Raw genomic sequence first — 13,065 nt, 5'->3', positions numbered from 1 at the left:
GTACTGCATCTCCCGGGGGATGACCCCCGGACCCCCAGCCGACTCGGGAGCCGGTGCGCCGCCCGGAAGTGATCGCGCGGTGAGGGGCAGTGGTTAAGTGTCCCTCACGCAGGTGTGTGATCGCGAAAGGGGCTGGTCCGCAGTGCCGGAGCCGAAGGCTTCGCAGCTCTTGACGAGCGCGGCGAAGACCGCTGCCACAGCGGTGGTGCGAGCGAGGACCAAGCACGTCGCGGCGGGCGCGACGGCCGTGGGCCTTGCCCTCGCCGCCGTCGTGGTGGCCACGACCGGTCCCTGGGACGCTTCCGGCCAGCGTAAGGCCGAGGCGGACCGGTCGGTCTCCCAGGTGGCCGGGGGTGGCGCAGATCACGGCGGTGCCCCAGGCAACGGGCCCGGCCGGTCGCCCGCCGCGCCCACCGCCCCCGCGGTCCTGGCCGCGCCCGGCGCGACCGTGCCGGCGCCGACCCGCTCGGCCCTCGCCGACGTGCTCGACCCGCTCCTGAGGGACCCCGCGCTCGGGACGCACCGCACGGCCTCGGTCGTCGACGCCGTCACCGGCAAGCAGCTCTACGGGAAGTCCTCGGGCGACCCCCTCACCCCGGCGTCCACGACCAAGCTGGCCACGGCGGTCGCGGCCCTGTCGGCGGCCGGCCCCGATCACCGCATTGCGACCCGTACGGTCCTCGACAAGGACGCCAGAAAGCTCGTTCTGGTCGGCGGCGGCGACCCCACCCTGACAATGCGTCAGAAGAATCCTTACGGCGCCGCCAGCCTGCGCACTCTCGCCGACAAAACGGCCGCTGCCCTCAAGGCGGGCGGCACCACCGAGATCACGCTCGCCTACGACGCCTCGCTCTACTCCGGGCCCGCCACCCACCCCATCGGCTTCAACGAGAACCTCGCCCAGGTCACCGCCCTGATGGTCGACGAGGGCCGCGCCGACGACTCCACCAGCGGGCCCGCCACGCGCGCGGAGGACCCCGCCGCGTCGGCGGCCCGCACCTTCGACGGCCTGCTGCGCGAACGCGGCATCAGGACCAAGGGCGGCGACCCGCGCGCGGGCAAGGCGCCCGGCAAGGCCGAGGATGTCGCCAAGGTCGAGTCGCCCCCGCTCTTCGCCCTGGTCGAACGCATGCTGACGCACAGCGACAACGACATCGCCGAGGCCCTTGCCCGGCAGGCCGCCGTCGCCGCGCACGAAGACCACTCCTTCGACGGCGCGGGCAGGGCCATAAGGAAGCAGCTCGACAAGCTCGGCCTGCCGCTCACCGGCGTCCGCTTCGCCGACGGCAGCGGCCTCGACCGCGCCGACAAGGTCTCCGCGGAGCTGCTCACCGGCCTCCTCGCCAAAGCCGCCGAACCCGGCCGCCCCGAACTGCGCTCCGTGCTCACCGGGCTGCCCGTCGCGGGCTTCACCGGCACCCTCAGCAGCCGCTACGACGACGCGGCCGACGCCTCCGGAACGGGCCTCGTCCGCGCCAAGACCGGCACCCTGACCGGCGTGAACACTCTCGCCGGCACGGTCGTCGACGCCGACGGACGCCTCCTCGTCTTCGCCTTCATGACCCAGGGCGCCCCAGGCCCCCAGTCCGCCCAGGCGGGGCTCGACCGGCTGGCTTCCTCGGTCGCGAACTGCGGCTGCCGCTGAACAGGTGGGAAGCGACTCGCTCCGGGCGGACGCCGGTCCGTTCGCCCGACGGTGCCGCACGCGGCTCCCGCGTCCGCGTAGCCCTTCGTGGACTTCACCGGCACCCGTGCCGGCCGTCCCGCCGCCGCGACAGGCGCCCCGGGAACCGGTCCCGTAGGCGCCCGGACCGGCACCGACCCGTCCTCGGCCGGCTCGGGCGGCCCCGGAACCCGCTCGCCCGGCGGACGCCGATCGCGCCTGCCGCTGAACACAGCCCCGCGCAACCCCCTCCGTGTGCGGAAGAGGTCACGTACCGTTGACGCATGACGAGCATCGGCGGTGCTGCCAGTTCAGGGATGGTCGACTGGAACCTCGCGGTGGCGACCGCGACCCGACTCGTACGACCAGGCCCGGAAGTGAGCCGGGACGAGGCGCGGGCCATCGTCGCGGAGCTGCGCCGGCACGCCAAGTCCTCCGAGGAGCACGTACGCGCGTACACGCGCATGGCCACCGAGGACGCGCACGACACCCCCGTCCTCGTCGTGGACCGGCCCGGCTGGGTACGGGCCAACGTCGAGGGCTTCCGCGAGATCCTGCGGCCACTCCTCGACAAGATGCAGGAGCGCCGCTCGGGCGCGGGCGGCGCCGTGCTCGGCGCGGTCGGCGGCAAGGTCACCGGCGTCGAACTCGGCATGCTCCTGTCGTTCATGTCCTCCCGCGTCCTCGGCCAGTACGAGACTTTCGCCCCGGCCTCGCGCGACCTGCCCGCCTCGCCGACCGGCGGCGGCCGCCTCCTGCTCGTCGCGCCGAACATCGTCCACGTCGAGCGCGAACTGGACGTCGACCCGCACGACTTCCGGCTCTGGGTCTGCCTCCACGAGGAGACGCACCGTACCCAGTTCACCGCCGTGCCCTGGCTGCGCGACCACCTGGAGGGTGAGATCCAGTCGTTCCTCGCCGAGACCGAGGTCGACCCCTCCACGTTCCTGGAGCGCATCAGGGAAGCCGCCCAGTCCCTCGCGGGCGGACGCCCCGAGGGTGAGGAGGACGACGGCGGACGCTCCCTCGTCGAACTCGTCCAGTCCCCGGCCCAGCGCGAGATCCTGGCCCGCCTCACCGCCGTCATGTCCCTGCTCGAAGGCCACGCGGACTACGTGATGGACGGCGTGGGACCCGCGGTCGTACCGACCGTCGGCGAGATCCGCGAGAAGTTCAGGGAGCGCAGGCAGAAGGGTGCCTCCCGGCTCGACCTCGCCCTGCGCAAACTCCTCGGCCTCGACGCCAAACTGCGCCAGTACCGCGACGGCGAACGGTTCGTGCGCGCCGTCGTCGACCAGGTCGGCATGGACGGCTTCAACCGCGTCTGGACCTCGCCCAACACGCTCCCCACCAAGGCCGAGATCGCCAAACCCGCAGACTGGGTCGCGCGGGTGCACAACAAGGCGGACGGGGCTCACGACGCCCCGTAGACGGCGTCCCGAATTGCTCAGGATCACCCATCCGAGGGACCGTGGGCCGCGGGTAGGCGTGCGATGCTCAGGGAATGGCTCGGCTCTGTCACCATCGAGGCACTCTGCGTGACCGAACCCACCGGAAAAGCGTTGAGCGACTGAGCCAGCTCTCTTTCTGGCGCCCACCCCCCAGACACGGAATGAAGGGAACCGGACATGGGTCCCCATCCTGCGGTCGCAGCGATACGCCTGGCGGTCCGCCGCGTACTCCACGACATCCTCAGCGCACAACCCCACCCCCCGGGCGATGAGCAGCCGCACGGCCCCCTCGTGCTCGTCGCCTGCTCCGGCGGCGCCGACTCCATGGCGCTCGCCTCCGCCCTCGCCTTCGAAGCGCCCAAACTCGGCATCCGCGCCGGTGGCATCACCGTCGACCACGGTCTGCAGCCCGGCTCCGACTCCCGGGCCGAGGATGTCGTCCTGCGTCTGACCGCCCTCGGCCTCAACCCCGTCGAGTCCGTCACCGTCCAGGTCGGCCGCGAAGGCGGCCCCGAGGCCGCCGCCCGCGACGCCCGCTACGCCGCCCTCGACGAGGCCGCCCAGCGCCACGGCGCAGCCGCCGTCCTGCTCGGCCACACCCGCGACGACCAGGCCGAGACCGTCCTGCTCGGCCTCGCCCGCGGCTCCGGGATCCGCTCCCTGTCCGGCATGGCACCCGTCTCCGGCGGACCGGGGTCCGAAGGCCGCTACCGGCGCCCCTTCCTCCAGCTCGACCGGCAGACCGCCCGCAAGGCCTGCCTCGTCCAGCACCTGCCCGTCTGGGACGACCCGCACAACACGGACCCCGCCTACACCCGCTCCCGGCTGCGCCACGAAGGACTGCCCGCCCTGGAGAAGGCGCTCGGCAAGGGCGTCGTCGAGGCGCTCGCCCGTACGGCCCAGCTCTCCCGGGACGATGCCGACGCCCTCGACACCTGGGCCAGAGAAGCCGCCGACTCCGTACGGGACGCGGCCGGGCTCCTCGAATGCGCCAAGCTGTACGCGCTCCCGCCCGCCGTGCGCCGCCGCATCCTGCGCAAAGCCGCCATCGAGGCGGGCGCCCCGGCCGGCGCGCTCTTCGCCCGCCACATCGAGGAAGTCGACCGTCTGATCACCGGATGGCGCGGCCAGGGGGAGATCAATCTCCCGGGCAAAGTCCTCGCTCAGCGGCAGGGTGGCAGACTGGTCATCCGGCAAGGCTGACACCGCGGCTCACGTCGCGGCGGCCGGTGGGACGACCGAAAGTGATGCGGGTGGACGCGAAAGACATGGGCACCGACCTCAAGTCGGTGCTCATCACCAAGGAAGAGATCGACGCGAAGCTGGCCGAACTGGCCGGCAAGGTCGACGCGGAGTACGCGGGCAAGGACCTGCTGATCGTCGGGGTCCTCAAGGGCGCCGTGATGGTCATGGCGGACCTGGCACGCGCCCTGTCCACCCCCGTCACGATGGACTGGATGGCCGTGTCCTCGTACGGCGCGGGCACCCAGTCCTCCGGCGTCGTACGGATCCTCAAGGACCTCGACACCGACATCAAGGGCAAGCACGTCCTGATCGTCGAGGACATCATCGACTCCGGACTGACCCTGTCCTGGCTGCTCACCAACCTCGGCTCGCGCGAGCCCGCCTCCCTCGAGGTCTGCACGCTGCTGCGCAAGCCGGAGGCGGCCAAGGTCGCCATCGACGTGAAGTGGGTCGGCTTCGACATCCCGAACGAGTTCGTCGTCGGGTACGGCCTGGACTACGCGGAGAAGTACCGCAACCTGCCGTTCGTCGGCACGCTCGCGCCGCACGTGTACGGCGGCTGAGCACGCGCGAGACGGCCGGGAACCCTTCCGGGCTCCCCGCCGTTGGAGCATGCGAAGGGCCGTTTACCGGTCGTCCCCTGCGGCGTCGGGTGACAATGCTGGGGTACCGTCCGAAGAACAGTTCTTCAAACAGCTTCAAACAGCCTTATCAAACTCACTATGGCAGGAGGGACGGGGCGTCATCGCTCCGTATGGATGGACGTGAAGCGATACTTCCGTGGGCCGGTCATGTGGATCGTGCTGGCCGTCCTTGCCGTGGTCGTGTTGATGCAGGTCGTCGGTTCGTCCGGCGGCTACAAGACGGTGGACACCGGCCAGGTCATTCAGGCCATCAACGACAACAAGGTGAAGTCGGCCAAGCTCACCACCGGCGACGAGAGCACCATCAAGGTCGAGCTGAAGGACGGCCAGAAGGTCGAGGACTCCGGCAAGCTCCAGGCCAGCTACATCGGTGACCAGGGCGTCGACGTCGCCAAGAGTCTGCAGGCCAAGTTCGAGGACAAGCAGATCCCCGACGGGTACACCGTTTCCCCGTCGAAGCAGAACCCCTTCGTGGGCATCCTGCTCTCGCTGCTGCCCTTCGTCCTCATCGTCGTCGTCTTCCTGTTCCTGATGAATCAGATGCAGGGCGGCGGCTCCCGGGTCATGCAGTTCGGGAAGTCCAAGGCCAAGCTCATCACCAAGGACACCCCGAAGACGACCTTCGCCGACGTGGCCGGATCGGACGAGGCCGTCGAGGAGCTCCACGAGATCAAGGAGTTCCTCCAGGAACCGGCCAAGTTCCAGGCCGTCGGCGCCAAGATCCCCAAGGGTGTGCTGCTCTACGGCCCGCCCGGAACCGGCAAGACGCTCCTCGCGCGCGCCGTCGCCGGTGAGGCCGGGGTCCCGTTCTACTCGATCTCCGGCTCCGACTTCGTCGAGATGTTCGTCGGTGTCGGCGCCTCCCGCGTCCGTGACCTCTTCGAGCAGGCCAAGGCGAACGCCCCGGCGATCGTCTTCGTCGATGAGATCGACGCGGTCGGCCGCCACCGCGGCGCCGGCCTCGGCGGCGGACACGACGAGCGCGAGCAGACGCTCAACCAGCTGCTCGTCGAGATGGACGGCTTCGACGTGAAGGGCGGCGTCATCCTGATCGCCGCCACCAACCGGCCCGACATCCTCGACCCGGCGCTGCTGCGCCCCGGCCGCTTCGACCGGCAGATCGCCGTCGACCGCCCGGACATGCAGGGACGCCTCGAGATCCTCAAGGTGCACCAGAAGGGCAAGCCCGTCGCGCCCGACGTCGACCTGTCGGCCGTCGCGCGCCGCACCCCCGGCTTCACCGGTGCCGATCTGTCGAACGTGCTGAACGAGGCCGCGCTGCTCACGGCCCGCTCGGACAAGAAGCTGATCGACAACCTCTCGCTCGACGAGGCGATCGACCGGGTGGTCGCCGGCCCGCAGAAGCGGACCCGGATCATGTCGGACAAGGAAAAGAAGATCACCGCGTACCACGAGGGCGGACACGCCCTGGTCGCGGCGGCCTCCCCCAACTCCGACCCGGTCCACAAGATCACGATCCTCTCCAGAGGCCGTGCTCTGGGCTACACGATGGTGCTCCCGGACGAGGACAAGTACTCGACCACGCGCAACGAGATGCTCGACCAGCTCGCCTACATGCTGGGCGGCCGTGCGGCCGAGGAGCTCGTCTTCCACGACCCGACGACGGGTGCCGCGAACGACATCGAGAAGGCCACCGGTACGGCCCGCGCGATGGTCACGCAGTACGGCATGACCGAGCGGCTCGGCGCGATCAAGTTCGGCGGCGACAACACGGAGCCGTTCCTGGGCCGTGAGATGGGTCACCAGCGCGACTACTCGGAAGAGGTCGCCGCGCTCGTCGACGAAGAGGTCAAGAAGCTCATCGAGACCGCGCACAACGAGGCCTGGGAGATCCTCGTCGAGAACCGCGACGTCCTGGACAACCTGGTCCTCGCGCTGCTCGAGAAGGAGACGCTGAACAAGGAGCAGATCGCCGAGATCTTCGCCCCGATCGTGAAGCGCCCGGCCCGCCCCGCGTGGACCGGCTCCTCCCGCCGCACCCCCTCGACCCGTCCGCCGGTGCTCTCCCCCAAGGAGCTCTCGCTGACGAACGGGGCGAACGGATCGGCGCCCGCCATCGAGACCACCACCCCGGTGGACACGGTGAAGGAAGACCGCCCCGAGAGCTGACCCGAGTCGACTCAGGGCCCGGAATGCAGGCCGCGTCCCCCACGCTTTACGGTGTGGGGGACGCGGCCTTTCGCGCTGCCGCGCCTGCACATACGGAGAAGAGGCACCTCATGACCGACCCGGTGACGCTGGACGGCGACGGCACGATCGGCGAGTTCGACGAGAAGCGGGCCGAGAACGCCGTGCGCGAACTGCTCATCGCCGTCGGTGAGGACCCGGACCGCGAGGGCCTGCGGGAGACTCCGGGCCGGGTGGCGCGCGCGTACAGGGAGATATTCGCGGGCCTGTGGCAGAAGCCCGAGGAGGTCCTGACGACGACGTTCGATCTCGGCCACGACGAGATGGTCCTGGTGAAGGACATCGAAGTCGCTTCGTCCTGCGAACATCATCTCGTCCCGTTCGTCGGCGTGGCCCACGTCGGCTACATCCCGTCCTCCGACGGCAAGATCACGGGCCTCTCCAAGCTGGCCCGCCTCGTCGACGTCTACGCCCGCCGTCCGCAGGTCCAAGAGCGCCTGACCACGCAGATCGCGGACTCCCTGATGGAGATCCTGGAGCCGCGCGGCGTCATCGTGGTCGTCGAGTGCGAGCACATGTGCATGTCGATGCGGGGTGTCCGCAAGCACGGCGCCAAGACGATCACGTCGGCGGTGCGCGGCCAGCTGCGGGACGCGGCGACCCGCAACGAGGCGATGAGCCTGATCATGGCTCGGTAGCTCCTTTGTCGGTGGTGTCCGCTACCTTCAGCCGCTCGGTGCTGGTTCTTGGTAGGGGAGAAGCCGAGTGAGCTACGGAATTGCGAGCAAGCGGACCGTGCACGCGGTCGGCGTTCGGCTGCGCGCACGAGAGGTCCGGATCGGCAGCGGACTGCGGGCCGTGGACGGCGAGCGGAGTGTGAACACCGACGCCGCCGGAACCGTGCTGGCTCGGACCCCCGCGCAAGGCAGGGGACATGCCGTTCACGTTCTACAGCCGGCAGCTGGACCCGCATCCGAGGTTTCTGGTGAGCGGCCACTTGGCACGCCGGCCCTGGTGAACGGGGCCGGGCCTGGTCAGGCCGCCGGGGCTGCGCCCTCCGTGTCGTCGTCCTCCGGGAGTTTGCAGACGCGCTCCAGGAAGAGGGCGGCCGCTATCACCGCGATGCCGGCGAGGACCGAGAAGCCGGCGTAGATGGCTTGATCGCGGCGGGCCGGGACCTCCAGCCACTCCAGGAGGAACCCGCCCGTGCCGCCGTACATCCCGGCCACGAGGGCGGCGACCAGCGCGCTGGCCTGGCCGAAGACGAGCGCCCGGGCGGCCATCATCGGGTCGACGCCCTTCGCCTCGGGGCGGCGCTCGCGCTGGGCCTTGAGCCGGGAGCGGATGGACAGGCCCGTCGCGAGGAGCACGGCAGCGATCACCGCGAGGACGATGGGCGCGGCCAGCGGGACCTTCGGCAGCGTACCGACGGAGTCCCACAGCCGGGCGCCGGCCCAGGACAGCACCCCGGCGGCCAGGAACAGGCCCGCCAACGTCCTGATGCGCAGTTGCTTCATCCCCGTACGCAGCCCTTCACGTGTCCCTGGGCCGTACCTTTCCCGGCCTGCCCGCACGACCTTAACGATTACTCGGGCAGCCGGAGTTCCAGGTCGCCGCGCGGCGCCACTCCGTCCCGGGCCACGCCGGAGAGCAGTTCGGCGACCGGGCCGCGTCCCGGCAGCTGCGCGTCCGGCTCCACGTCGTGCCAGGGGGCGAGGACGAAGGCCCGCTCGTGGGCGCGCGGGTGCGGCAGCGTGAGCGTCGGGTCGTCGGAGACGACCTCGGCGTACGCGACGATGTCGACGTCGATGGTGCGCGGCCCCCAGCGCTCGTCCCGGACGCGGTGGAACGCCTCCTCGACGGCGTGGGCGCGCTCCAGGAGCGAGGCGGGCGGGAGCGTCGTCTTCAGGACCACCACCGCGTTGAAGTACGAGGGCTGGCTGCCGGGCTCGACGCCCCACGGCTCCGTCTCGTACACCGGCGAGACCGCTTTGACGCGGACGCCGGGGGTGTCCTCCAGGGCGTCGACGGCGCCCTGGAGGGTCTCCAGGCGGTTGCCCAGGTTGGCGCCGAGGGAGAGGACTGCGCGGTGGGGGTTGGAGAGGGTGGTGTCGGCGGCGTCGACCTGTTCCACCACGGAGGTCGGCACCGGTTGGACGGTCGGGTCGAACTGAGTCTGGTTCATACTCGGCTCCGGGTGATGGTGACGGTCACGTCGTCGAAGGGCACGGTGATCGGGGCGTCCGGCTTGTGGACGACCACCTCGACCTCCTGCACCCCTTCGTGGATCAGGCACGTCCGGGCGATGCGCTCCGCGAGCGTCTCGATGAGGTCGACGGGCTCACCTGCGACGACGGCCACGACCTCCTCCGCCACGATGCCGTAGTGCACGGTCTTCGCCAGGTCGTCGTCGGCCGCGGCCGCCCGGGTGTCCAGTCCGAGCACCAGGTCCACGATGAAGGTCTGGCCCTCTTCGCGTTCCTTGGGGAAGACGCCATGGTGCCCGCGGGCCTTGAGGCCGCGCAGCGCGACACGATCCACGCGAATCACTCCTGCAGTCGTCGGTAGAGGCCGGTTCCGCCGATGTGCGGTCGACGTGATGGCCTCGATCGAATCTACCTGCGAGCACTGACAGCACTCGCCCGCGGGGGCTATGGACAGCGGGGCCCGCGGCTGGTAGCCGCCCATACCCAGCGAGCCCGGAAACCAACCCCGAGAAGGGATTTCGCGGTTCCGCGAGAGCGATTACCACTCAGGCGAGTGGTCCGTCGTCCTCGGGATTGTCGCCGATGTCGCCGATGTCGCTGATGTCTCCGTCACCGGCGCTTTCGGCGAGGCGCGCGCCGTCGCTCTCGTCGTCCGACTCCGCGAGCACCGGTGAGGCGTGGTGGGACCACAGCTTCCAGCCGTCACGAGTGCGCCGGAACACGTTCGTGGCGACGACGAGCTGGCCGACGAGCGGTCCGAGTTCGTCGCTGTCGGCAGGGGCGGGGCCGCCGCTGAGGATGTTCTCCGTGCAGGTCACGAGGGCCGTGTCGGCGACGACGCTGATCCGTACGTCGGTCAGGAAGAACTGGATGTACTCGGTGTTCGCCATGATCAGCGCGTACGAGCGCAGCACCTCGCCGCGTCCGGTCAGCACCGGCCAGCCCGGGTGCACGCAGCTGATCGAGGTGTCCTCGGCGTCGTCCGGATCCGCGTCCTCGGCGTACGAGACGTCCTCGGGCGCCAGCCACAGGGACGTCAGCTCCTCGAAGTCACCGCGCTCCATGGCCTCGTAGTAGGCGCGGTTCGCGTCGTCGACGGCCTGGGTGTCGGTGCTGGTCACCGGGCTCCTTCGACGGCACGGGCCACCCGGACCGCGTCGGCGGTGGCCCGGACCTCGTGGACACGTACCGCCCAGGCGCCGGTGTGCGCGGCGATGGCCGAGACGGCGGCGGTGGCGGCGTCGCGCTCGAGCGCGGGCGGCGGGGCACCCTCCTCGTCGGCCAGTACGTGGCCGAGGAACCGTTTGCGGGAGGCCGCGACCAGGACCGGGTGGCCGAGGGCGCGGAGCTCGCCGAGGTGGGCGAGGAGAGCGAGGTCGTGTCCGGGCTCCTTGGAGAAGCCGAGGCCCGGGTCGACGACGATGTGGTCCGGGGCCACGCCGCCCTCGATGATCGCCTCCACGCGCGCGTGCAGCTCCCCGACGACCTCGGCGACGACGTCCTGGTAGCTGCCGCGGATGGTGGCGCCCTCCAGGAAGCCGCGCCAGTGCATCACCACGAAGGGCGCCCCCGCGGCGGCGACGACCGGGATCATCGCCGGGTCGGCGAGACCGCCGCTCACGTCGTTGACCAGCACCGCGCCCGCCGCGAGCGACTGCTCGGCGACGCTGGCGCGCATGGTGTCGACCGAGACGGTGACGCCCTCGCCCGCGAGGCCGCGCACGACGGGGATGACGCGCTTGAGCTCCTCGTCCTCGTCGACCCGGGCCGCGCCGGGGCGGGTGGACTCGCCGCCGACGTCCACGAGGTCGGCGCCCTGGGCCACCAGGTCCAGGCCGTGCTTGATCGCCGCGGTGGTGTCGAACCAGCGGCCCCCGTCGGAGAAGGAGTCGGGCGTCACATTGACGACGCCCATGACCGCGCAGCGGTCCCAGACGGGGAGGTGGGCTACGTGGCCGCGGTGGACCTGCGACGTGCTCATGGCTTCCAGCCTAGAGCCGGAATCGGTGGGCCCGCGTTGGGGTGGGCGGCTTCCGGGGTGGGGTGGTGGTGTGCGTTGCCGGGTGCGGGGTTCGTCGTGGTCGCTCGCGCAGTTCCCCGCGCCCCTGAGGCAGCCTGTGCGGCGTGCTTCGTGCTCCTGGACAAGGGTGGACAAGGGTGGGGTTCCGGGGCGCAGGGGCCGGGCTCGGCGCCTGCCCCGTCGATCCTGCGGGCCGTCGCCATCAGGTAGTCGCCGTCCGACGCGTCGCCGGTCCGGCCCCGCGCCATGGAGAAGCCGCGTCGCCGGTCCGGCCCCGCGCCTTGGAGAAGCCGCGCTCGGTGTCGGTGCCGCGCCGCTCCTCGGCGGCGCGGCGGACGCGGGCCGGCTCGGCGGGAGCGAGGTCACGGATGCGCCGCACCCGGGCCTCGCAGCCATGCCGCTCGATCCTCCTGACCATCTGGCGCACATTGCGCATCGCGCGCCCCGGCCAGGGAGAGATCCGCGACGTCCACCACCGCCTTGTCGCCCGGTTCGAGCGCGGTCAGGCCGGTCTCGCGGGTCCAGACCTCGCCGCCGGTCTCGGAGCAGCCCATGACGGCCGGGGTCCAGGAGTGGGCCCGCGCCTCGTCCATGAAGTGCTCGATGGCGCCGGGCCAGGCCTCCACGTCGCCGACGGGGTCGCCGCCCGCGAGCATGACCCCGGAGACCACGCGGTAGCAGACGGCCGCCTTGCCGCTCGGTGAGAAGACGACGCCCTTGTCGCGGCTGAGCGCGAAGTGGCCCAGGGAGTCGCGGGCACCGTGCTTCTCCAGGAGGGCGCGCAGTCGCTCCTCCTCCTCGCCGAGACGCGCGGCCGGCTGCTCGGGGCGGAACGCCAGGTAGACGGTGGTGAGCGCGGTGACGATGCCGAGCGCGCCCAGGGAGAACGCGACCGTGCGTGACGTGGTGCCTGTGTAGTCGAGTGGCCCGTCGACGCCGAACAGGCCGTACAGGACCTGTTCCAGGCGCTCGGCGAGGCTCGGGCTGCCGACGATCCCGCGCGGATGGACGCTGACGATCGCGAGGCCCAACAGCAGGGAACCGGCGCCCATGAGCACGAAGTTCGTGAGCGCGCGCCAGCGGCTGTGCGGGTCGGGCAGGGCGCCGAACCGGCCGCGGTGCCTGGTGAGCAGCCACAGGAGCAGCAGCGGGACGACGACGCCGACGATCGAGTGCCGGTACGCGAACTGCGCGCAGGCGCCGACCGGCAGCAGCACCACGGCCGCCCGCCAGGCCCGCCGCTTGCGGCGCCGCAGGCCGTGCGCGAGCAGGAGCAGCAGGACGCCGGTGCTGAGTGCGAGGGCCGCGGCGAACGGCCCGAGCGTGCCCGGAATCAGCTCGGCGAGAGTGTGCGTCCGGCTGTGCCGGAACCGCGGGAAGACGCCGGCGGCGATGTCGAGGAACCCGGCCAGGACGCAGGCCCTGGCGATCAGGGCCGGTACGGCCTCCGGTCGCGGACCGCGCAGCACGCGGCGCACCCGGCCCGCAGGCCCCGGGGGAGCCTCCGTGTCCTGCCGGTCCTGCCCCGCGCTTTTCCTGACAAGCATCGCATTCCCGTAGTTCCGCGAGAAACGTGAACGCGGTGCCATATCCGGCATCCGCGACGTGCGCTCTCTAGGACGGGACGAGGGGGAGCCGGGTTCACTCCCCGTCGCAAAGTCACCGCAAACAGCGAAGCGGTGCGTCG

At 71.2% G+C, this 13,065-nt stretch carries 11 protein-coding genes and 1 pseudogene; 6 read left to right on the top strand and 6 right to left on the bottom strand.

Annotated features, from left to right (window positions below; genetic code table 11):
• Positions 1-142: 142 nt before the first annotated feature.
• The 6 genes from dacB (at position 143) to folE (ending at position 7,849) form a co-directional block, all read left to right on the top strand.
• Positions 143-1,645, top strand: a complete 1,503-nt coding sequence (gene dacB / locus ACH4RC_RS16210; protein ID WP_398200710.1) for a D-alanyl-D-alanine carboxypeptidase/D-alanyl-D-alanine-endopeptidase — start codon at positions 143-145, stop codon at positions 1,643-1,645.
• Between the two features lie 302 nt (positions 1,646-1,947).
• A complete protein-coding gene (locus ACH4RC_RS16205; RefSeq protein ID WP_398200707.1) occupies positions 1,948-3,093 on the top strand; it encodes a zinc-dependent metalloprotease in 1,146 nt (381 codons plus the stop codon).
• Positions 3,094-3,291: 198 nt separating this feature from the next.
• Positions 3,292-4,317 (top strand): tRNA lysidine(34) synthetase TilS, encoded by a 1,026-nt coding sequence (tilS, locus tag ACH4RC_RS16200; RefSeq protein WP_398200705.1) that lies wholly within the window; start codon positions 3,292-3,294, stop codon positions 4,315-4,317.
• Positions 4,318-4,361: 44 nt separating this feature from the next.
• Entirely contained in the window at positions 4,362-4,922 is a 561-nt protein-coding gene (gene hpt, locus ACH4RC_RS16195) for a hypoxanthine phosphoribosyltransferase (RefSeq protein WP_398201561.1), read from the top strand.
• Positions 4,923-5,117: 195 nt separating this feature from the next.
• Positions 5,118-7,133, top strand: coding sequence for an ATP-dependent zinc metalloprotease FtsH (gene ftsH / locus ACH4RC_RS16190; protein ID WP_398200704.1), 2,016 nt, complete (start codon positions 5,118-5,120; stop codon positions 7,131-7,133).
• A gap of 110 nt (positions 7,134-7,243) precedes the next feature.
• Positions 7,244-7,849, top strand: coding sequence for a GTP cyclohydrolase I FolE (gene folE / locus ACH4RC_RS16185; RefSeq protein ID WP_398200702.1), 606 nt, complete (start codon positions 7,244-7,246; stop codon positions 7,847-7,849).
• Between the two features lie 336 nt (positions 7,850-8,185).
• Here the strand turns inward: folE and ACH4RC_RS16180 are convergent, their stop codons facing one another.
• The 6 genes and pseudogenes from ACH4RC_RS16180 to ACH4RC_RS16155 all read right to left on the bottom strand — a co-directional run.
• Positions 8,186-8,668, bottom strand: coding sequence for a DUF3180 domain-containing protein (locus ACH4RC_RS16180; RefSeq protein ID WP_398200699.1), 483 nt, complete (start codon positions 8,666-8,668; stop codon positions 8,186-8,188).
• 68 nt (positions 8,669-8,736) lie between these two features.
• Positions 8,737-9,336, bottom strand: coding sequence for a 2-amino-4-hydroxy-6-hydroxymethyldihydropteridine diphosphokinase (folK, locus tag ACH4RC_RS16175; RefSeq protein ID WP_398200696.1), 600 nt, complete (start codon positions 9,334-9,336; stop codon positions 8,737-8,739).
• Entirely contained in the window at positions 9,333-9,692 is a 360-nt protein-coding gene (gene folB / locus ACH4RC_RS16170) for a dihydroneopterin aldolase (protein WP_398200693.1), read from the bottom strand. The genes folK and folB overlap by 4 nt, the downstream gene beginning before the upstream one ends.
• Before the next feature lie 211 nt (positions 9,693-9,903).
• Complete coding sequence (locus tag ACH4RC_RS16165; protein WP_398200690.1) at positions 9,904-10,479, bottom strand: nuclear transport factor 2 family protein; 576 nt, start codon at positions 10,477-10,479, stop codon at positions 9,904-9,906.
• Positions 10,476-11,339, bottom strand: a complete 864-nt coding sequence (folP, locus tag ACH4RC_RS16160) for a dihydropteroate synthase (protein WP_398200687.1) — start codon at positions 11,337-11,339, stop codon at positions 10,476-10,478. The genes ACH4RC_RS16165 and folP overlap by 4 nt, the downstream gene beginning before the upstream one ends.
• 194 nt (positions 11,340-11,533) lie before the next feature.
• Positions 11,534-12,925, bottom strand: a pseudogene (locus ACH4RC_RS16155) (phosphatidylglycerol lysyltransferase domain-containing protein); the annotation flags it as partial.
• Positions 12,926-13,065 lie beyond the last annotated feature (140 nt).

The organism is Streptomyces sp. NPDC016845 (assembly GCF_044332585.1).
Taxonomy (GTDB): Bacteria; Actinomycetota; Actinomycetes; order Streptomycetales; family Streptomycetaceae; genus Streptomyces.
The sequence above is the reverse complement of the archived record's forward strand: the minus strand, read 5'-3'. Positions and strand labels throughout refer to the sequence as shown.